Source organism: Pseudarthrobacter sp. NamE2, from assembly GCF_005796205.1.
In the GTDB taxonomy this organism is placed as follows: Bacteria; Actinomycetota; Actinomycetes; order Actinomycetales; family Micrococcaceae; genus Arthrobacter.
The window spans coordinates 12,015-32,181 of sequence record NZ_VAHN01000008.1 but is presented as its reverse complement, the minus strand read 5'-3'; the positions used below and the strand labels follow the sequence as shown (position 1 = coordinate 32,181).

Here is a 20,167-nt window from a genome sequence, read left to right as displayed (position 1 = left end):
ATCTGGACAAAAACTCCCCCAAGGGAAGGTGCGACGGCGGCGCTCCCCGTCCGTCGTCGTCGCACCCCCAGCGTTCCCCCTACCAACAAGCTCGCTAGGCTTAACTGGCGACGTCAAAGGAGACACACTGATGAGCGCATTGGCTCTTCTGGCCATAGCAGCGGCGGGCGTCGCCCTGCTGCTCGTGGCCGTCATCAAGTTCAAGATCCCGGCCTTCCTGGCCCTGCTCGTGGTCAGCGTGTCGGTGGCCCTTGTCGCGGGCATCCCGTTGCCTGATGTCATCAAGACCGTGACAGAAGGCATGGGTGGAACCCTTGGTTCCGTGGCAATCCTGGTTGGCCTCGGCGCCATGCTGGGCAAGATGATCGAAATTTCCGGCGGCGCCCAGGCCCTGGCGGGCAAGTTCACGCAGCTGCTCGGCCCCCGCCGGGTCATCGCCGCCCTGACCGCTGCAGCATTCCTGCTGGCGATTCCCGTCTTCTTCGACGTCGGGTTCATCATCCTGATCCCCATCATCTACGGCTTTGCCAAGGCTGCCGGCGTCAACCCCGTTAAGATCGGCCTGCCCGTCGGTGCCATCATGCTGGCCATCCACGTTGTGGTTCCGCCGCACCCCGGCGTTGTCGGCGGTGCAGGGATCCTCGGCGCGGATATCGGCTGGACCACCATCCTTGGACTCCTGCTGTGCATCCCCGTGGGCGTCCTCGGCTACTTCGTTGCCCGCAAGCTGAACCGCCGCGAGTTCACCATGCTGCCCGCCACGGCCGAACAGTTCCGGCTGTTTGGCACAGGCCACTCCCAGGTGGAGCAGGACGCTGCGCAGGGAACTTCCAAAGTCGCCGTGAAGACCGAGGTCAAGACGGCTCCGAGCCCCGCGATGATCATCACCCTGATCGTCCTTCCCATCCTGATGATTATGGTTGGCACCGTCGGCGCCGTCGTCCTGCCCAAGGACTCTTTCCCCGCCCAGCTCGCCGCCTTCGTTGGAGCGCCCCTGATCGCCCTCCTCACCGCCCTGGGCCTTGCCTACTACTTCCTGGGCATCCGCCGCGGCTGGTCCTCACAGCACACGGGTGAAGTCATGGACTCAGCCCTCGCCCCGACGGCAATCGTTATTCTCGTCACCGGTGCCGGCGGCGTTTTCGGCAAGGTACTGACCGTATCCGGCATCGGCAAGGCCCTCGCCGAGGGGCTCCAGACGGCAGGCCTCCCGGTCATTGTGATGGCCTTCGTCCTGGCAGCCATCCTGCGTGCATCGCAGGGTTCGGCGACCGTCGCGATCATCACTACCGCAGGCCTGCTGGCAGCATCCGTGGCCGAGGGCGGGTACTCGCCCATCCAGACGGCGCTCATCCTCGTCGCCATCGGCTTCGGCGCCTTCGGACTCAGCCACGTCAACGACTCCGGCTTCTGGATCGTCACCCGTTACCTGGGCCTTTCCGTTGCTGACGGCCTGCGCACCTGGACGGTCCTGACCACCATCCTGGGCCTGGCAGGGTTCGCGCTGACGCTCCTGGTATGGACGCTGACAGGAGGCCTGGGCGTCTGATGCGCACCCGTCTGGACTGCCTGGTCACCTCAGCCCTGCGGCAAGGCTCCGCCGTTCCCGCGTTCACCTGCTACGACTTCACCACCGCACTGGCCGTGGTCGGCGCTGCCGAGGAGTCCGGCCGCGGCGTCATCCTGCTGGTGGCGCCCAAGACCGCCGCGACGCCCAACGGGCTGCGGCTGATCTCCGCCCTCCGCGGCCTCGCGGATGCCGCGTCGGTTCCTGTCTCGGTGCAGCTGGACCACGCCTCGGACACTCGGGTGATGTCCGACGCCGTCGCGGCAGGGGCGGATGCCGTCCTCGCCGACGGTTCGTCCCTTCCTTACGAGGACAACATCGCGCTGGTGTGCGCTGCCCGGGAACTCCTGGGTCCCGACGTCGTCCTCGAAGCCGAGTTGGGCGGCCTGGCCGGGGACGAGGACAGGGCATTTTCGGCGGGCCAGCCCGCCGATGAGGCCGGAGTCTCCGTCGCCGGCCTGACAGATTCCGCCCAGGTGGAGGACTTCGTGGCCCGGACGGGCGCCCAACTGCTGGCCGTCGCCGTCGGCAACGTCCATGGCAGGTACAAGGGCGAGCCGCAGCTGCGTTGGGACGTGCTGCAGGACATCGCCGTGCGGACCCACATTCCGCTGGTGCTGCACGGCGCCTCCGGCATCCCGGCGGAAGAGCTGGTGAAGGCGGCGTCCATGAACGTGGGCAAGGTCAACTTCAACACCGAACTCCGCACCGGCGTGCTGACCACCCTGCAGGAGCAGCTTCCGGCCCACCGGGCCGACGGCGAGAACCTGCAGGCCCTGCTCGGCCACTGGAACGCGTCGGCGGCGGACTTCGCCGCCGGCACCCTCGCCACGCTCAGCCGCTAAACCGCCGGAGTTTTTGTCCAGATATGCCGGGCTCACGCCGCATCAGGCCTGCATATCTGGACAAAAACTCCACCCCTTAAACACCACGCACCCCGGGCGCACAATAGTGCTGTGATTAGCCCGAGCTTGCCGTAAGGGGGTCAGGGTGGCCGGCACCGCCAGGCAGGGGAGGGGCCCGCAGCCGGCCGCGGCGGAACGCCGCGACCCGGTGATCGACCTCGTGCGCTTCACCTGCCTGGGCCTGGTGGTGGTGGGGCACTGCATGATGGTAAGCCCGGTCCTGCACAGGGACGGGACGGTGACCACGCAGAACACACTCGCCGAGCAGGACTGGTTCGTGCCCGTCATCTGGATTTTTATGGTGATGCCGCTGTTCTTCGTCACGGGCGGCAGCACCGGCCTGCAGTCGTGGTGGCGGTTGAAGCACGACGGCGGCCCGGCATCGCAGTTCCTCCGGTCACGGCTGCTGCGGCTGGTGAAGCCCGCTGCCGCGCTGTTGGCGGTGATGTTCCTGGCGCTGGGCGCAGCCCAGCTGCTGGGCGTGCATCTCCAAGTGGTCCAGCTGATGACCGCGGGCGCCGGGATGCCGCTGTGGTTCCTGGCCGCCTACCTCGCAGCGCAGCTGAACATCCCGCTGCTAGCTGCCCTTCATACCCGCGCACCCTGGCTAACCCTCGCGGGGCTCACGGCGCTGGTAGTGGCGGTCGACTGCCTGCGGGGCGCTGTTCCCGGACTGGCGCACGCCAACCTGGTGTTCGTGTGGTGTGCCGTGCAGCAGCTGGGTTTCCTGCTGGCGGACGGCTACTGGCCCAGGTCCCGGTCCGGCTTGCTGGGCATTGCCGCAGCCGCCCACCTGCTCCTTGGCGCCGTGACAGGCTTGGGGTTGTACTCCGGCAACATGCTGGTGAACCTGAACCCGCCCAACCTGTGCCTGCTCCTGCTCGGCATCGCGCAGGCGGCCCTCCTGGAACTGGCACGGCCCCTGCTGGTTCCGGCCGCCTCGGCGCGATGGGTCCAGCGGTTGCTGCTGGTGGCGGGAGCGCGCCCGCTGACGGTGTACCTGTGGCACCTGCCCCTCCTCGTGGGGATGTCCGGCCTGCTCCTCCTCACGCCCTTCCCCAAGCCCTCCGCAGGTTCGGCTGCCTGGTGGTGGGCGCGCCCGCTGGTGCTGCTCGCGCTGGTCCTCCTGCTGCTGGCCGCCGTGGCGGTCTTCGGCCGCCTGGAGGAACGTACGACGCCGTCACCCGGCACCCGCTGCCGGCCCGCCCGGGTGGCGGGCGCCGTCGTCGTGGTTTTCCTCCCGGTGGCGGCAGCGGCGTTCGGCAGCCTCACGCTGGGTCTGCTGGCGGGCGGGGCAGCCTGCTTCGGCCTGGCCCTGCTTCTCCTGCGCGGGCATTGCCAGCCGGATGAAGTAGTGCCAGTGTCAAACCATGACCGAGAACACGATGTCCACCGAGGATAGGTTCACCCCCGATGTCACGCTGCGGCGCAATGACACGCAGCACCGTTACGAACTGCTGGTGGGCGGCACTCTCGCGGTCCAGTCCTTCTTCGAGGACCTGCCCGGGCACATCGACTTCATCCGCACCGAAACCTCCAAGGACTTCGAGGGCCGGGGCCTGGGGAAAGTCCTGGCGCACTTCGCCCTGGATGATGTCGTGGCAACCGGCAAGCGCATCATCCCGCACTGCCCGTTCATCTCAGGCTACCTCCGCAAGCATGAGGGCTACGAACAGTTCGTGGACTGGCCCGAGGGATAGCTTTCCGGGATCCTGCCGTTAGTTGTCCGGCCGCGCCGGGTACGGCACCTGCAGTGCACGTGCCGCAAGCGGAAGGACACCATGGCCCCCCAGGAACGACTGTTCGACGTTGCCGTGATCGGCGGCGGACCGGCAGGGCTGAGCGCCGGGGTTGCGCTCGCCAGGGCGCTGCGTTCGGTGCTGGTGGTCGACGCCGGCGGGCAACGGAACCTCAGCGCCCGGGAAGTGCACGGTTTCCTCAGCCGCGAGGGCATGAGCCCGCAGGACCTCGTGGCGGCTGGCCGGGAGGAACTGGAACGGTACGGCGGAACGGCCGAGCATGGCCTGGTGACCTCAGTCCGCCGGCAGGAGGACACATTCGTCCTGTCACTGAAGGGCGGCGGAACCCGCACCGCCCGCCGGTTGCTGGTGGCCACCGGCATCACCGATGACCTGCCGGCAATTTCCGGGCTCGCGGAACGGTGGGGACGCGACGTGCTGTATTGCCCGTACTGCCATGGCTGGGAGATCAAGGGCCAGCGCATAGGCGTTCTCGCGTCGGACGCCCGCGCGGTTCCGGAGGCGCTGACCTTCCGGCAGTGGAGCCCGGACGTCACGCTTTTCCTGAACAACGCTGTGCTCCTTGGCCCGGAAGAGGAGGAGCAGTTGCGGGCACGCTCCATCCGGGTGGTGGAGGGCACGGTCAGCGGCCTGGAGGTCAGGGAGGACAAACTGGCGGGAGTAAGGCTCGACGGCGGAGGTTCCGTTGCGCTGGACGTGCTGGCCGTCAGCCCGGCCGCCACGAGCAAAGCCACCATGCTGCGGCGGCTCGGGCTTGAGCCCTGCGGACTGGAGGAGGGGAAAGGCAGCTACCTGGAGACGGACGAGTCCGGACGTACCGCCTGTCCCGGGGTCTGGGCTGCCGGAAACGCAGTTGACGTTTCGGCCCAGGTGATGACGGCTGCGGCGGCCGGACTGCGGGCTGCCGCCGCCATCAACGCGGATCTGGTTCTCGCGGACACCCGGCAAGCCGTAGCGGCTGCCAGGGCCTGATTAGGGGGAGCGGCCTGAACAGCCAGGATGCGGGAAAGTCCGGCCTCCACAGGAGAGCCGGACTTTCGCGGTCAGGAGACAGTCAGCTGGCGAGTGCCTGCTCGGAAACCAATGCACTCGTAGCGGGGTCGTCGATGGTGAAGCCGCAGGCACAGCGGTAGGTCACAACGTTCCCGGACCCCGCCGGCGCCATGCCCAGCGGGACCATACCGTCACCGTCAACGTACACAGGCTGCCGGATGGGCAGTTCCGCGGGATCGATGCGTTCCATGGGCATGCGGCAATGCATGCGTGAATTCATCGTGACCAGCAACCCCATGTCCACGGGCTGGGTGGTGCCGAGAAGAGCCTCCGCTCCTTCGCTGCGTTCCCCAAACGCCGTCAACTGATCTTCGACTGCTGTAGTCATCCTTGTTCATCCTTGGGCTTCTTCATGAGGTTGCCCGCGCTGGCAACCCCGCCGCGAACTGATTGCGGAGGTTCACTTACCTCCATACCTAAGCATGCTTACTAATAGCCGGGCAAATCGGAGTGTGGTCCAGGGCACACATTATGCCTGTTTCGTTGGGCAATTCCGGGCGCTTCCGGCGTGCGTCAACACGCCTGGGAGCGCCGGCGCTGCCACTGCAGCGCATGCCAGAACAGGAGGCCTACGACGGCCGCGACGCCGGTCACGATCAGGTAGGGCGCGAACGTGAGCACGATGTAGGAAACCGGCACCTGCCCGTTGACGGGCATGGAGTTGGCCATGGCGCTGGCGATGGCCCAGGCCCCGCCGCCAATCAATGCTGCCGCTATCAGCCACAGGGCCACAATGAAGGGGTTGACTGAGGGCACCGGCCTCCTCCCGGCTTCCGCCTGCAGGGTTTCCAGGCCGGCCGGGATGGGATTGCCGTGCTGGTCCACTTCCCGGAATCCAACTGCACTTGCCTGCTGATCCACATATACCCCCTGTGTTTGTTGGTGCCCGACGGCCGCCGATAGGCCCACCCTAGCCGCTTGCCGCCGCGTCTGCCGGTCAGTTTGAAGGTGCCACGGCGCGCCAAGGACGACTTGGCGAGCAGGATATTTTGTAGCAGAAGTGCCGGTGGCGCCAGTCAATGACGAACGAGCGACGGCGAAGGTCCCCGGAATAACGGGGGGAAACAGAAATACGACACAAAAGTTTGCTTAAAAGGTTCGCCTAAGTAAGGCTTGCCTTTGTAATTCCCCCCTTCTTGCCCCCAAAGGAAGACGAGTGCCGCTGATGCCCCGCCTTGACGAGTTGCACGTGGATAACCCCCGCAGTGATGTCCGCACCCATCCGGAGCCGCCGGGGCAGGACTTCGGCTCGCGGGTGGAACTGGCACTCGGAGCCACCAACCACCTCTTCAACGCCCGGAACTCGCCGCGTTACGTGGCGCAGGTCCTGCAGGGTGTCACCGCCGTGGCCACCAAACTGGAACGCACCACCCGGCCGTTCACCGGCGTCGGACCCGCCGAGATGAAGGCCCGCGTGGCCGCCGTCGACCTGGACGCGCCACTGCCGGACACGGCAGCCGCACTGCAGGAACTCGAGGACGTCTACCTGCGGGACGCCGTCTACTTCCACGATGCCAAGTACGCCGCCCACCTCAACTGCCCCGTGGTGATTCCTGCCTTGGTGGGGGAGGCGATCCTGTCCGCCGTGAACTCCTCCCTGGACACGTGGGACCAGAGCGCCGGCGGCACCATGATCGAGCGGCGCCTGATCGACTGGGCGGCAGGACGCCTCGACCTGGGCGGCAACGCCGACGGCATCTTCACTTCCGGCGGCAGCCAGTCCAACCTCCAGGCCCTGCTGATTGCGCGAAACCACGCCGTGGCAGGCCTCCGCCAGGACCACGCCCGAAGCGGCCTGCGGCTTCCGGCGCTGCTGGACACCCTGCGGATCTTCACGTCCGAGGACAGCCACTTCAGCGTCCAGAAGTCGGCATCCATGCTGGGCCTCGGGTTCGATGCCGTCATCACCGTCCCCTGCACGCCGGACCACCGGATGGACCCGGCGGCGCTGGCGGAGGCCATGGCGGAAGCCCGCGACGCCGGCCTGACCGCCATGGCGGTGGTAGCCACTGCCGGAACCACGGACTTCGGCGCGGTGGACCCGCTCGCGGAGCTCGCCGCCCAGGCCCGGGCCTACGGCGCGTGGTTCCACATCGACGCCGCCTACGGCGGCGGCCTCATGGTCTCCGGCCGTTACCGCCACCTCCTTGACGGCACACGCCTTGCCGACTCCGTCACCGTGGACTTTCACAAGACCTTTTTCCAGCCGGTCAGTTCCAGTGCGCTCCTGGTCCGTGAATCGGCCATGTTGCGGCACGTCACTTACTACGCGGACTACCTGAACCCGGAAAGCGCCGCCCTGGCCGAGATCCCCAACCAGGTGGACAAGAGTATCCAGACCACCCGCCGCTTTGACGCCCTCAAGCTGTGGCTTACTCTCCGGATCATGGGCGCGGATGCCGTCGGTGCGCTCTTCGATGAAGCCATCGACCTCGCCGCCCGCGTGGGCTCCCTGCTTGCCGCCGACGACGACTTCGAACTTGCCGTGGCTCCCCAACTGAGCACGCTGGTGTTCCGGTACCGTCCGCTGCTGGAAGGCGGTGAACGCCTTCCCGAGGATGAAGCGGACCGCATCAACCCTGCCATCCGTTCAGCCGTCTTCGCTTCCGGCGAGGCAGTGGTTGCCGGCACCAAAGTGGCAGGCCGGCACTACCTGAAGTTCACCCTCCTGAACGCCGAAGCCACCCTGGAGGACATCGCCGAGATCATCGCACTCCTGCGCACCACGGGCGCCGGTTTGCTGCACGGCGCCGGACTGCCGGAGAAGGAAGTAACCGCATGAGCACCCCTGGGAACCGCAGGGTCCACGACTTCGCCGCCATCGGCGTCGGGCCCTTCAACCTGGGCCTCGCCGCCCTCACCGAACCGCTGGAAGGACTGGACGCCGTCTTTGTGGAACAGCGGGAGTCCTTCGACTGGCACCCCGGCATGATGCTGGAGCCCGCACACCTCCAGGTCCCCTTCATGGCCGACCTGGTAACCCTCGCCGACCCCACCTCGCCGTATTCGTTCCTCAACTTCCTTAAGCAGACCGGCCGGCTGTACCGCTTCTACATTCGGGAAAACTTCTATGCCCTGCGCGCCGAGTACAACCAGTACTGCCAGTGGGTGGCTGGCCAGCTGCCGTCCGTGCGTTTTGGCACGGCTGTGCTGGATGCGGCCTACGACGACGGTGTGTACCGGCTTTCGGTGTCCGGTCCGGACGGGCCGGAGGTGCTGTACGCGCGGCGGCTTGTGCTGGGAACCGGCACCTCGCCCTACGTCCCGGAGGCCGGCGCGGACATCGTTGCTGCTGCAGCGGCCGGACACGGGGGAGTGGCCATCCATAACGCCGACTACCTGGCCCGCAAGGCCGAACTGCAGCAGAAGCGCAGCATCACCGTCCTGGGCAGCGGCCAGAGCGCGGCCGAGATCTACTACGAGCTGCTGCAGGAAGCAGACGTCCACGGCTACCAGCTCAACTGGGTGACGCGTTCGGGCCGGTTCTTCCCGCTGGAATACACCAAGCTGACCCTAGAGATGACCTCGCCCGAGTACGTGGACTACTTCCACGCCCTTCCGCAACACCAGCGCGACCAGCTGAACAAGAACCAGAAAAACCTTTACAAGGGCATCAACCCGGACCTGATCGACGCCATCTACGATTCCCTCTACACCAAGAGCCTTTCCGGCATGGTGGACACCCAGCTGCTGACCCACTCCACCCTCACGGCCGCGGAATGGGATCCGGCCGCCGGCACGCACACCCTGCAGCTGCACCACGACGAGCAGGGCACCTCCTACACGTTGGGCAGCGAAGCGGTGGTGATGGCCACCGGGTACAGCTACCGCGAACCCGGCTTCCTGGCCGGCATCCGGGACCGGATTGCCCGGGACAGCGCCGGAAGGTTCGCCGTGGACCGGAACTACGGCACCGGCGTCGAGCCCGGCGAAATCTTCGTCCAGAACGCAGAACTCCACACGCACGGGTTCGTCACCCCGGACCTGGGCATGGGCGCTTACCGCAACTCCTGCATCCTCCGGGAAATTACCGGCCGCGAGGTGTACCCCGTGGAGCGCAGCATCGCCTTCCAGCAGTTCGGAGCCCCCGCCGGCGTTCCTGTGGAGGTTCCCGCATGAGGTTCACGTTCCGGTGCCTTGACGCCGTGGCGGACGCGCCGCTGCTGCACAGCTGGGTGACCCGGCCGTACGCCTCCTTCTGGGGCATGCTCTACGCCAGTGTGGAAGACGTGGTGGAGGAGTACACAAAGATCCAGGCGAGCGGCCACCACCATGCCCTGCTGGGGCTCGACGCCGGGGTCCCCGCCTTCCTGATGGAGGAGTACCTTCCGGCGTCGTCGCCCCTGGCGGGCCTATATGCCGTCCAGCCCGGTGACGTGGGGATGCACCTGCTGGTGGCGCCGCCGTCGAACGGGCCCGAGGCCGGCTACACCACCGCGGTGATGGACGCCGTCCTGGGACGGCTGTTCGCCGCCCCGGGCGTGGAGCGGGTGGTGGTGGAACCGGACGCCCGGAACACCAAGATCCACGCCCTCAATGAACGGCTGGGCTTCCAGCCCGCGGGGGTGGTCATGCTGCCGGACAAGGAGGCGCTGCTGAGCTTCTGCAGCCGGCCCGACTACCTGGCCGCCCGGACGGTGCCCGCCGCCGCCGGCACCGCCATCACCGAATCTACCGCCCGCATGCCCGTCCCGCAGGAAGCATAAACATGACCATCCACCTCGAGTCCGTTACTCCCGCCCCCGCCGGCACGGACTTCGCCGCCGCGCCGCATCTTTCTGCCAAACGCTGGGACAAGGCAAACCGACACCTGCTCCGCAAGGCGCTCGCCGAGTTCTCGCACGAGCGGATCCTTACGCCGGAACTGGTCTCCGGCGCTCCGGGAAGCGGCATTTACCGGCTCCGGAGCGGCGACGGCGTCCATGAATACCTCTTCAAGGCCCGCATCCTGGAGCTGGAGCACTGGTCCATCGACGCTGCGTCAATCCGGCACGTCCAGGACGGAACCGAAGCGCCGCTGGACGTCCTGGAATTCATCACCGCGTTCCACGAAACCCTCGGCATCAACATCCAGATGCTGCCGGTATACCTCGAGGAGGTCAGCAGCACCCTGGCCAGCCACGCCTACAAGCAGTGGACCGGCCAGCCGGGCGCCACGGAACTCGCGGCCGGCGTCACCGGGGGACGCGACGCTGCGGCGGACTTCCAGGCGATCGAACGGAGCATGACCGAGGGCCACCCCTGCTTCGTGGCCAACAACGGCCGGCTGGGTTTCGGCATCAGCGATTACCACGCTTTCGCGCCGGAGACCGGTGCCGCGGTGCAGCTGGAATGGATCGCCGTCCACCGGAGCCGTGCCGTCTTCACCTCTACCTCAGGACTGGGCTACCGGGAGCACCTTCAAGCCGAACTCGGACCGCTGGCGGGAGACTTCACCAACGAGCTGCGGCTGCAGGGCCTGGACCCGGACGGGTACTTCTTCATGCCCGTCCACCCGTGGCAGTGGGAGAACAAGCTCACCGTGACCTTTGCTGCGGAAATTGCCCGGCAGCGCATCGTCTACCTGGGCACGGGGACGGACCGGTACCAGGCACAGCAGTCCATCCGCACGTTCTTCAACACCGCCGCCCCGGAGAGGAACTACGTCAAGACCGCCATGTCGGTGCTGAACATGGGCTTTATGCGCGGCCTCTCGCCGCAGTACATGAAGGCCACCCCGGCCATCAACGACTGGTTGCGGACCCTGATCGAAGCTGACAGTGCCCTGCAGCAGCGCGGCTTCACCATGATCGGCGAAATCGCGGCCCTTGGCTACCACAACGGATACTACGAGGCCGGATCGGGCAACGGCTCGCCGTACCGCAAGATGCTGTCGGCACTGTGGCGGGAAAGCCCGCTGCCGCTGCTGCGGGACGGGCAGCAGCTGGCCACCATGGCATCGCTCCTGCACGTGGACTCGCAGGGCAAGCCGTTTGTGGCAGCCCTGATCGAGCGCTCCGGACTGACCCCGGCGGACTGGCTTCGCCGCTACTTCGAGGCGTACCTGGTTCCGCTGGTGCACTGCCTGTTCCGGTACGAGCTGGCGTTTATGCCGCACGGCGAGAACGTCATCCTGGTGCTTGAAGACGGCGTGCCCGTCCGGGCCATCATGAAGGACATCGCCGAGGAGATCGTGGTGATGGGCGACCGCCTGGAGCTCCCCGAAGAAGTGTCCCGGATCAAGGCCGCCATCTCCGAGGGCGAGAAGGTGCTGGCGGTCTTCACGGACATCTTCGACTGCATCTTCCGCTTCCTGTCGGCCCTGCTCGAGGAGGACGGAAAGCTGGGCCAGGAGGAGTTCTGGCGGACCGCCGCCGCAGCGGTCAAGGACTACCAGGAACAGCACCCGGAACTCGCCGGCCAGTTTGCCCGGCACAACCTCTTCGCCGCGGACTTCGAACTGTCCTGCCTGAACCGGCTCCAACTCCGCAACAACCAGCAGATGCTGGACCTGGCGGACCCCTCGGGCGGGCTGCAGATGGCAGGCCGCCTCGCCAACCCGCTGGCCAGGTTCGCGTAGGAGGGGAACCGAAGGCCGCGGGTGGCTAGGCTTGCAGCATGACGCCGACCACCGGGACCACCGCCCTCATCACCGGAGCCAGCGCGGGACTGGGCGCAGAATTCGCCCGGCAGCTCGCCGCCCAGGGCACCAACCTGGTGCTCGTGGCACGCAACCGGGTTCGCCTCGAAGAAGCCGCGGCGGGCCTGGAACGGCGCTATGGAATCACGGCTGAGGTGCTCCCTGCCGACCTGACGGACGACGCGGGAGTGGCCGCCGTCGTCGGACGCCTGTCCGATCCCGGACGCCCGGTGGCGATCCTGGTGAACAACGCAGGGATCGGCCTGCTGCATAACTTCGAGGACAACAGCATCTCGGAGGAGAAAAAGCACCTGAAGCTGCACGGCGAGACGGCCATGGTCCTCACGCATGCCGCGCTCAAGGGCATGCTGGAACGCCGCGACGGCAGGATCATCAACGTGGCAAGCATCGCCGCGTTCCTGCCCCGCGGCACCTACTCCGCCGCGAAGGCGTGGCTGGTGAGCTTCAGCCGCTGGGCCAACCTCGCGTACCGCAAGCAGGGGGTCAAGGTCACGGCGGTCTGCCCGGGTTTCACCCACACGGAGTTCCACGACCGGATGGGCATGGACAAGTCGGTGGCGCCGTCGTGGGCCTGGCTGCATGCAGACCGTGTGGTGCGCGAGGCGCTGGCGGATAACGAGCGCGGCCGGGCAGTGTCCATCCCGTCCAAGCGCTACAAGCTGGTGGCCGCCGTGGCGAGGGTGGCGCCGCCCAGGCTAGTGGCGGGGCCGGCGCGGAAGCCGAAGTAGGAGCGAGCGGCCCGGCAGGGTGGTTAGTGTCCGCGGTCCGGCCCGGCGCACAAGCCCCACCACGCCAATACCCACCAGGGCGCCTACCAGCGTCTCCACGGCGCGTTCCAGAATCAGCAGGGCCGGGTCCATGGGGGCGGCGAGTTGCGTCATCAGCAGGATGACCGGCGTGAACGAGACCATGGCAAATCCGTAATGCCGGGTCATGAACAGCTCGGTGGTGAACTGGAACAGGATGACCAGCAGCGCCAGCAGCACGGCCTGCTGCCCCGGAAACAGGCCCGCCAGCGTCCAGGGCCCGGGAAGAAGCGCGACGGCGGTCACCGCCAGCCCCACGAACGTCCCCACGATCCGGTGGATGCCCCGGCGGACGCTGCTGGGGAGGTCGGCTCCGGCAAGGGGCACGGCGGCGGCCGCCATCGCCCAGTGCGGGTGGCCGCTGCCGCTCAGCACACCAACTGTTCCGGCCGCTCCCACCGCCAGCACGTACCTGGCCGCGTGGACCAGGATTTTCCTCGGTGCCGCTGCGGCCGGCTTGATGCGGACGGCGCCGCGCTGCCAGGACCTGTGGAGGATCCAGCCGCTGAAGCCCACTCCCAGCGAGAACGCGGCGGACCCGGCAGCGATGGACACTGCCGCATACCAGGGGACCACCGTGGGGACCGATGCGCAGGCACCCAGGGCAAGGAGGCCGAAGAACGGGCCGTTGGGCCGAAGGTGCACCTTGTCCGAATAGACCGACCCCACTCCGGCGAGTACTGCCTCAACGGCCACGAGCCACCAGGAATGCAGGTGGTTGACGGACAGGAACACTCCCACCGCCACCCCGCCCAGTAGCACCAGTGCGCCCTGGGTCTGGTGCCGCAACCGCAGCTGGTGGGGTTCGGAGCGGCCGTACATCCCGGTCAGCGCGCCGAACACCGCATAAATCGTCAGGTCCGTCCGGCCGATGGCCAGAAGGAGCAGCGAGGGCACGGCGACACTGGCGGCGACGCGCAGCGCGGCCAGGTGGTCATTGTTTGCCGGTTCCAGCCGGTGGAGGGCGCGCACCTGCCGCAGGACGCGTTCCATGCCGCACCACCTTCTGCCGTTTTCGTTACCGTGCCCTGTGGGAAGGTATCACCGGCTCCGCTCGCGCTGCCCGCCGCTGTTCATGGAACGTCATGCCGCACGGCGAAGGCCCGTCCCCGCCTGCTTCCCCCAAGGAAGCAGGCGGGAACGGGCCTTTGAGCGCGGGCTACAAGAGCGGCCAGGCTGCGGGCCGCAGGATTTAGACCGAAGCCGGAACCTTCCCGGCACCGGGCTTGTCGGCCGCGACAGAGTCCTGGATGTCCTGCGCTTCGAACGGCAGTTCGTCCAGGTCGATCAGCGGGTTCTCGTCCTGCGTGGCCACCAGTTCCTTCGCTTCGGCCCGGGTGTCCACGCTGGGCATGGAGCCGGGCAGCGGACGCTGCGCGGATTCCTTCAGGAAGTAGATGGCCACGGCGCCCACCAGGGAGGTGCCCATCAGGTAGTAGGCGGGCATCATGTCGTTGCCCGTGGCACTGATCAGGGCTGCCACGATGAACGGTGTGGTTCCGCCGAAGATTGCCACCGAGAAGTTGTACGCGATGCCCATGGCGCCGTAGCGGCTGGAGGTGGGGAACTGCGCAGGCAGCGCCGAAGCCAGGTTGGCCACGTAGAACGTCACCGGGAAGGCGATCAGGGCAAGGCCGGCCAGGGTGGACCACACATCACCGATGCCGATCAGCAGGAACGCCGGAACGGCCAGGGCGATGGTGCTTATGGCGCCGATCCAGAGGACGGGACGGCGGCCGATGCGGTCGGACAGCTTGCCGGTCAGCGGGATGCACAGGCTCATCACCACCAGCACCGGGATGGTCAGCAGGGTGCCGTGCACTTCGTCGTAGCCCTTGGACTCGGTGAGGTACGTGGGCATGTAGGACGTGAGGGCGTAGCCGGCGGTGTTGGCGGCCGCCACCAGGATCATGGCCACGATGATGGAGCGCCAGTACGCCTTGACGATTCCCACCGGGCCCTTGGTTGCGGCTTCGTCGGAGGCGGCGGCACTCTTGGCGATGTCCTCCTGGGCGTCCAGGGTGGCCTGGAACTGCGGGGATTCCTCGATCCTGCTCCGGAAGTAGATGGCGATCAGGCCCAGCGGACCGGCAACCAGGAACGGGATGCGCCAGCCCCATTCCTCCATGGCGGCCTGTCCCAGGGTGAGCTGGAGGGCCGAGACGAGGGCGGCGCCGAGGGCGAATCCCAGGTAGCTGCCCATGTCCAGGAAGCTGGCGAAGAACCCGCGGCGCTTGTCCGGGGCGTATTCGCTCACGAAGGTGGTGGCACCGGCGTACTCGCCGCCTGTGGAGAACCCTTGGACGATCTTCAGCAGCACCAGCAGGACGGCGGCCCAGAGTCCAATCTGCGCGTACCCGGGAAGCAGGCCGATGGCGAAGGTGCTGGCGGCCATCAGCATCAGCGTGGCGGCAAGGATCTTCTGCCGTCCCATTTTGTCGCCCATCCAGCCGAAGATCACGCCGCCCAGGGGGCGTGCGATGAACGTGGCCGCGAAGGTCCCCAGCAGGAACAGGGTCTGGGTGGTGGGATCCGACTCCGGCAGGAAGACCGGGCCCATGATGGTGATGAGGTAGCCGAAGACGCCGACGTCGTACCACTCCATGGTGTTGCCGACGATCGTTCCGCCGAGTGCCTTCTTGAGCATCGGCTGGTTCACCACGTTGACGTCGGATTCCTTGAGCCGGCGGCGCGGCAAACGGCGTGGTTTCTTTGCAGCTTTCAGGGCTGTCTGGTCGGTTCCGCTGGCGTTCCTGGCGCCTGCTGAAGAGTCGGTCACGCTTCGGTCTGTGGGCATTTGGGCCGCTCCTGTGGAGGTCATTTGCTTGCGACTTGTGGCTGCCCCGCTCCGGGCAGGCCATCAATTTTACGGGATTCCCATGGCGCCCGGCGGCGGAATGCCGTAGTATCGACCCTTTTGGCACCGGTTTAGGGCCCTCTTCCGCGGCTCCTTACCCCGCTTTTCCCGCGCCAGTTCAAGGGTTTCGGCGCTGTGTGACCATCGTTACCGAATTTTTTTACTGCCCGGGGGCAGAGGCGGGGTTTTCGGGAGGTTTTTGCCTTCCCGGAAGGGGTTCACAGGCGGTTTCGCGGTGCCTATGGTTGAGCAATGGAAACCCTTCTTTTCGAGTAGCAACGGCGCGCGCGGCAGGGCCTCGAGCCGCCAGTGCGCCAAATGCCGAAACACGCTTGAAGCCTGCATCGGCAGGCTTCCATGGAAGAGTCCGCCGGAGATCCGGCAACGCGGCGTACGTGCCGCATACCGCAGTACTTCGTTTCATCGCGGAAAGGAAGAAAAATGGCTGACGAACACCGCATCAAACCCGAGGTTATAAACCACCTTGCGGCGGCAATGAACAACCCCGACCTGCCCGGACCGGCTCCCCTGGGCGCGGCGGGCATGCCCCGGCAGAATTCATGGCCGGACGGCAACGGCAAGCGGCGCCATCCCAAGGAACGCGCAGCCGGCACGGGACGCATGGGCCATGAGGCCGCAGTGACCGCCGTTCACCGGACGGGCCGGCCGCAGATGCCGCACTCGTCCTGACCTCCCACAGCGACACGCAAATTCCCTGGCGCCCCAACATGTAGGGGCCGCCAGGGAATTTGCGCGTCCAGGGGGAGTGTCCGGGTCAAAATCACCAGCCGGAACCGTCGCTTATGCTTCGCGGACCACCTCGGACGGGTCCTTGTCCAGCCGCCAGCCCCGCCACCGCGGATGCCGCAGCCGCCCCGGTCCGGTCCACTCGCTGTAGGTCACCTCGCCCACCAGTTGCGGCGCCACCCAGTGGGCGTCAGCCGAATCCGGGCGGGGAACATCATGGAACGGGGACGTCTTACGGGCCAGTCGCTCCATGTCCTGCCGCAGTTCGGCCAGCTCCCGGGCGCTGAAGCCGCTGCCCACGCGGCCCACGTACTGCAGTTTGTCGCCGTCGGGGATCCCCACCAGGAGTGAGCCGACGGTTTCCTCCCGGCCGCCCTTCCCCGGCCGCCAGCCGCCCACCACCACCTCCTGGGTCTGCTCAATTTTCAGCTTGATCCAGGTGCGGGTCCGCTGCCCGCTGACATACCTGCTGTCCGTCCGCTTGGCCATCACACCTTCGAGGCCCAGCTCCTGGGCGCTGTCCAGAATGTGCTCCACCGGCTCCTCCAGCACCATCGACAGGTCGACGGGACAGTCCGAGGGCACGTAGAACTCCTCAAGGAGCCGGCGGCGTTTCCGCAGCGGGAGCTTCCGGAGGTCAGTCCCGCCGTCGTACAGCAGATCGAAAAGGACCAGCCTGATGGGAATGGCCGTGCGGGCACGTGCGACGTCGGCGGGCCGGGTGAGCTTCATGCGTCCCTGCAGGAGGCCGAAGTCGGGCCTGCCGCCGGGCCCCGGTGCGATGATCTCGCCATCGGCGACGAACGGCTGCGGGGGCCAGCAGGAGCGGTCCGTCACCTCGGGGTAGGTCCTGGTGACGTCGTTGCCGTTGCGGCTGAAGATCCGCACCTTGTGCTCGTCGGCCACCAGGATGGCCCGGACCCCGTCCCACTTCAGTTCGAACTGCCAGTCGCTGCCCTGCAGGTCCGCGGTGTCGCCGGAGGTGGCCATCATGGGCCGGAACTCGTCGGGGGACGGAGCAACGGCGGGAGCCGTCCCGGGTTCGGAGCGCTCCGCAGGTTTGGCGGCCTCTTCCACTGGTTCCCCGGCACTCTCCGCCGGCTCCGCAGCGGCCGGCGCGTGCCGCCGTCGTCCGCCCTGGTGTTCCCTGTCCATGAGGTGGATGAGCCACTGCCCCTCGGCGTCCTTGCCCTGCCCGCGGCCGGTGTGGATCAGGGCAACCTTTTTCTTTATTCCGCCCAGGCCGCCGCCTTCGGACCCGGTGAGCGTGACGATGACCTCCTTGCCGGCAATCCACTTGTGCAGTTCGTACGTGCCGGTGTCCCAGATGGTCATCTCACCGGCGCCGTACTCCCCTTTGGGGATGGTTCCGTGGAACGTGAGGTAGTCCATGGGATGGTCCTCGGTCTGGACGGCCAGGTGGTTCTTGCCGCCGGACTCCGGGATTCCCTTGGGCAGGGCCCAGGACACCAGGACGCCTTCGTGCTCCAGGCGCAGGTCGTAGTGGAGCCGGCTTGCGTGGTGCTCCTGGATGACGAACGCGTCACCGCTGCCGGCCGCGCCGCTGAACGGCTCGGGCGTCGCCTTCGGATCGCGCATGGAACGGTATTTCGCCAGGCGCGGGTTGGCGGCCCCAATGTCCACGTGTGTGTCCGCGGGATGTCCCGAGGCCTGGACGACGGCGGCAAACGGGTCCTTGCCGTCCCGCACCCGCCGCATCACCTCGTGGTAGTCCAGGTGCTTGAGCTGCGGTGAACTGACTTCGCGCCACGTCCGGGGCGCCGCGACCATCGGTGTGGGACGGCCGCGCAGGGAGTAGGGCACGATGGTGGTCTTGGCGGCGTTGTTCTGGCTCCAGTCCACCAGCACCTTGCCCTTGCGGAGCGTTTTCTTCATGTCGCTGACGGCGAGGTCCGGGTGGTCTGCTTCGAGGGCCCGGGCAAGCTCACGGGCAAAGGCGGAAATTTGGTCCGAGGTCTGCGTCCCGTCCAGGGCCGCGTACAGGTGGATGCCCTTGCTGCCGCTGGTGACCGGGACCGGGTCCAGCCCCACATCCTGCAGGATGTCCCGTGCCAGGAGGGCCACCTCCCGGCACTCGGGCAGGCCCGCGCCTTCGCCGGGGTCCAGGTCCAGGACCAGCCGGTCCGGGTTCAGCTGGTTCCCGTGGGAATCCACCCGCCACTGCGGCACGTGGACCTCCAGGGAGTTGATCTGCCCGAACCACGTCAGCGTGGCGGGGTCGTTGACCAGCGGGTAGAAGATGGTTCTGTCTTTGTGTGTGATTGCCGCCCGGGGGAGCCAGCCGGGCGCGGAGTCGTCCAGGTTCTTCTGGAAAAAGACTTCCCCGGGCTTCTCATGCGTGCCCACGCCGTTGACCCAGCGCTTGCGGGTGGCTGGCCGGTTCGCGGCGGCGGGAATGAGGACGTGGGCGACGGCGGCGTAGTAGGCAAGCACGTCCGCCTTGGTGGTGCCGGTCTCCGGATAGATGATCTTGTCCAGGTTGGTGACCGAGAGTTCACGTCCTGCAACCCGGACACGTTCCTTACTGCCGGCCACGGGGCTTCACCTCCGGCCCGGTCTGATGTTGACTGTAGGAATGAGAGCCATCTGGAAGGGTGCCATCGCGTTCGGACTGGTGAACGTGCCGGTGAAGGTCTACAGCGCCACTGAGGATCATGACATCAGTCTGCACCAGGTTCACAATGCCGACGCCGGCCGGATCCGCTACCAGCGCCGGTGCGAGGTGTGCGGCGAGGTGGTTGACTACTCGGACATCGAGAAGGCCTACGAGGAAGACGGCCGCACGGTGGTGCTGACCAAGGACGAGCTCAAGGCCATTCCCGCGGAGAACAGCCATGAGATCGAAGTGGTGCAGTTCGTCCCGTCCGAACAGCTAGAACCCATGATGTTCGAGAAGAGCTACTACCTGGAACCCGACTCCAAGTCGCCCAAGGCCTACGTGCTGCTGCGACGTGCCCTGGAGGACACCGACCGGGTGGCCATAGTGCAGTTCGCGCTCCGGGAGAAGACCCGGCTGGGTGCGCTGCGGATCAAGGATGACGTCCTGGTGCTCCAGTCCCTGCTGTGGCCGGACGAGGTGCGCGAAGCGAACTTCCCTGCCCTGGACACGTCCATCAAGATTTCGCCGCAGGAGCGCGAAATGTCGGCGGCCCTGGTGGAGTCCATGGCTGCGGACTTCGAACCCGATACCTTCACGGACGATTACCAGGTCCAGCTGCGCACCCTTATCGACGCCAAGCTCGAGCAGGGCGAGTCCCTGGACACGGAAGAGACTTTCGGTGTGGAGGCCGGCGAAGGCGGCAAGGGCGAGGTCATCGACCTGATGGAAGCCCTCAAGCGGAGCCTGGACAAGAAACGCGCCGGCGGACCCGCAGCTGCTGCTTCCGACGACTCGGACCAGGAGGAAGCGGACACCGAAGAAGAGCCGGCGAAACCCGCCCGCAAGGCGTCCGGAACCAGGACAACTGCAGCCAAGGCCACGGCGAAAACCGCCGAATCCAAGACCGGGTCCAAATCCACCGGGACACGGTCCACGGGCACGCGGTCCACCGCGTCAAAGTCCTCGGATACCGGGACCACGGCAAAGAGCACGGCGTCTAAGGCCGCCGCGTCAAAGAGCACAGCCTCCAAATCAACCGCAGCAAAATCTGAGGGCACCAAGACCACCGCGGGCAAGACGGCTGCCAAGTCAAGCACCACCAGAACCCGAAAACCCGCTTAATCCGGCAGGTCCCTTTACAGCCCGGAGCCCCGCGTTCACAATGGGTCGCATCACAGCCTCCGCTGTGGCAAACAGCGTGCTGTCACTCAT

The 20,167-nt window shown here is 66.8% G+C and carries 17 protein-coding genes; 12 read left to right on the top strand and 5 right to left on the bottom strand.

The features are described 5' to 3' along the window. Positions 1-130 precede the first annotated feature (130 nt). The 5 genes from FDW83_RS10900 to FDW83_RS10880 all read left to right on the top strand — a co-directional run bounded on the left by FDW83_RS10900 (position 131) and on the right by FDW83_RS10880 (position 5,204). Entirely contained in the window at positions 131-1,549 is a 1,419-nt protein-coding gene (locus FDW83_RS10900) for a GntP family transporter (RefSeq protein WP_138138117.1), read from the top strand. After that, complete coding sequence (locus tag FDW83_RS10895; RefSeq protein ID WP_138138116.1) at positions 1,549-2,412, top strand: class II fructose-bisphosphate aldolase; 864 nt, start codon at positions 1,549-1,551, stop codon at positions 2,410-2,412. The genes FDW83_RS10900 and FDW83_RS10895 overlap by 1 nt, the downstream gene beginning before the upstream one ends. A gap of 145 nt (positions 2,413-2,557) precedes the next feature. Further along, a complete protein-coding gene (locus FDW83_RS10890) occupies positions 2,558-3,874 on the top strand; it encodes an acyltransferase (protein ID WP_138138115.1) in 1,317 nt (438 codons plus the stop codon). Continuing rightward, positions 3,843-4,172 carry a GNAT family N-acetyltransferase gene (locus FDW83_RS10885; RefSeq protein WP_138138114.1) on the top strand — a complete coding sequence of 110 codons (330 nt, stop codon included), beginning with the start codon at positions 3,843-3,845 and terminating at the stop codon, positions 4,170-4,172. Before FDW83_RS10890 ends, FDW83_RS10885 begins: the two co-directional genes overlap by 32 nt. An 81-nt stretch (positions 4,173-4,253) precedes the next feature. Beyond that, positions 4,254-5,204 (top strand): NAD(P)/FAD-dependent oxidoreductase, encoded by a 951-nt coding sequence (locus FDW83_RS10880; protein WP_138138113.1) that lies wholly within the window; start codon positions 4,254-4,256, stop codon positions 5,202-5,204. An 82-nt stretch (positions 5,205-5,286) separates the two neighbouring features. On the opposite strand, the gene FDW83_RS10875 is transcribed toward FDW83_RS10880, so the two are convergent. Then, a complete protein-coding gene (locus tag FDW83_RS10875) occupies positions 5,287-5,613 on the bottom strand; it encodes a hypothetical protein (protein ID WP_138138112.1) in 327 nt (108 codons plus the stop codon). A 185-nt stretch (positions 5,614-5,798) separates the two neighbouring features. Then, complete coding sequence (locus FDW83_RS10870) at positions 5,799-6,146, bottom strand: hypothetical protein (protein WP_138138111.1); 348 nt, start codon at positions 6,144-6,146, stop codon at positions 5,799-5,801. A gap of 304 nt (positions 6,147-6,450) precedes the next feature. On the opposite strand from FDW83_RS10870, the gene FDW83_RS10865 reads away from it, so the two are divergent. From FDW83_RS10865 to FDW83_RS10845, 5 genes are read left to right on the top strand one after another with little or no spacing between them, the layout of a single operon-like run. After that, positions 6,451-8,067, top strand: coding sequence for an aspartate aminotransferase family protein (locus FDW83_RS10865; RefSeq protein ID WP_138138248.1), 1,617 nt, complete (start codon positions 6,451-6,453; stop codon positions 8,065-8,067). Then, positions 8,064-9,404: a lysine N(6)-hydroxylase/L-ornithine N(5)-oxygenase family protein gene (locus FDW83_RS10860; RefSeq protein ID WP_138138110.1), complete on the top strand. Its 1,341-nt coding sequence runs from the start codon at positions 8,064-8,066 to the stop codon at positions 9,402-9,404. The genes FDW83_RS10865 and FDW83_RS10860 overlap by 4 nt, the downstream gene beginning before the upstream one ends. Then, positions 9,401-9,991 carry a GNAT family N-acetyltransferase gene (locus FDW83_RS10855; RefSeq protein ID WP_138138109.1) on the top strand — a complete coding sequence of 197 codons (591 nt, stop codon included), beginning with the start codon at positions 9,401-9,403 and terminating at the stop codon, positions 9,989-9,991. The genes FDW83_RS10860 and FDW83_RS10855 overlap by 4 nt, the downstream gene beginning before the upstream one ends. 2 nt (positions 9,992-9,993) lie before the next feature. Continuing rightward, positions 9,994-11,844, top strand: a complete 1,851-nt coding sequence (locus FDW83_RS10850) for an IucA/IucC family siderophore biosynthesis protein (protein WP_138138108.1) — start codon at positions 9,994-9,996, stop codon at positions 11,842-11,844. Between the two features lie 38 nt (positions 11,845-11,882). Beyond that, positions 11,883-12,653 (top strand): SDR family oxidoreductase, encoded by a 771-nt coding sequence (locus FDW83_RS10845; protein WP_138138107.1) that lies wholly within the window; start codon positions 11,883-11,885, stop codon positions 12,651-12,653. Here the strand turns inward: FDW83_RS10845 and FDW83_RS10840 are convergent. Both FDW83_RS10840 and FDW83_RS10835 read right to left on the bottom strand, forming a co-directional pair. Beyond that, complete coding sequence (locus tag FDW83_RS10840; RefSeq protein ID WP_138138106.1) at positions 12,621-13,724, bottom strand: FUSC family protein; 1,104 nt, start codon at positions 13,722-13,724, stop codon at positions 12,621-12,623. The genes FDW83_RS10845 and FDW83_RS10840 overlap by 33 nt on opposite strands. 199 nt (positions 13,725-13,923) lie before the next feature. Then, positions 13,924-15,528: an MFS transporter gene (locus tag FDW83_RS10835; RefSeq protein ID WP_138138105.1), complete on the bottom strand. Its 1,605-nt coding sequence runs from the start codon at positions 15,526-15,528 to the stop codon at positions 13,924-13,926. Between the two features lie 501 nt (positions 15,529-16,029). Here FDW83_RS10835 and FDW83_RS10830 point away from each other — a divergent pair. Then, positions 16,030-16,278, top strand: a complete 249-nt coding sequence (locus FDW83_RS10830; RefSeq protein WP_138138104.1) for a hypothetical protein — start codon at positions 16,030-16,032, stop codon at positions 16,276-16,278. A gap of 111 nt (positions 16,279-16,389) precedes the next feature. Here FDW83_RS10830 and FDW83_RS10825 read toward each other — a convergent pair whose 3' ends face one another. Then, positions 16,390-18,891 (bottom strand): ATP-dependent DNA ligase, encoded by a 2,502-nt coding sequence (locus FDW83_RS10825; RefSeq protein ID WP_138138103.1) that lies wholly within the window; start codon positions 18,889-18,891, stop codon positions 16,390-16,392. Positions 18,892-18,931: 40 nt separating this feature from the next. On the opposite strand from FDW83_RS10825, the gene FDW83_RS10820 reads away from it, so the two are divergent. After that, the gene (locus FDW83_RS10820) at positions 18,932-20,077 is read left to right on the top strand and encodes a Ku protein (RefSeq protein WP_138138102.1); all 1,146 of its coding nucleotides are present in this window, start codon (positions 18,932-18,934) and stop codon (positions 20,075-20,077) included. The last annotated feature ends 90 nt before the right edge of the window (positions 20,078-20,167 follow it).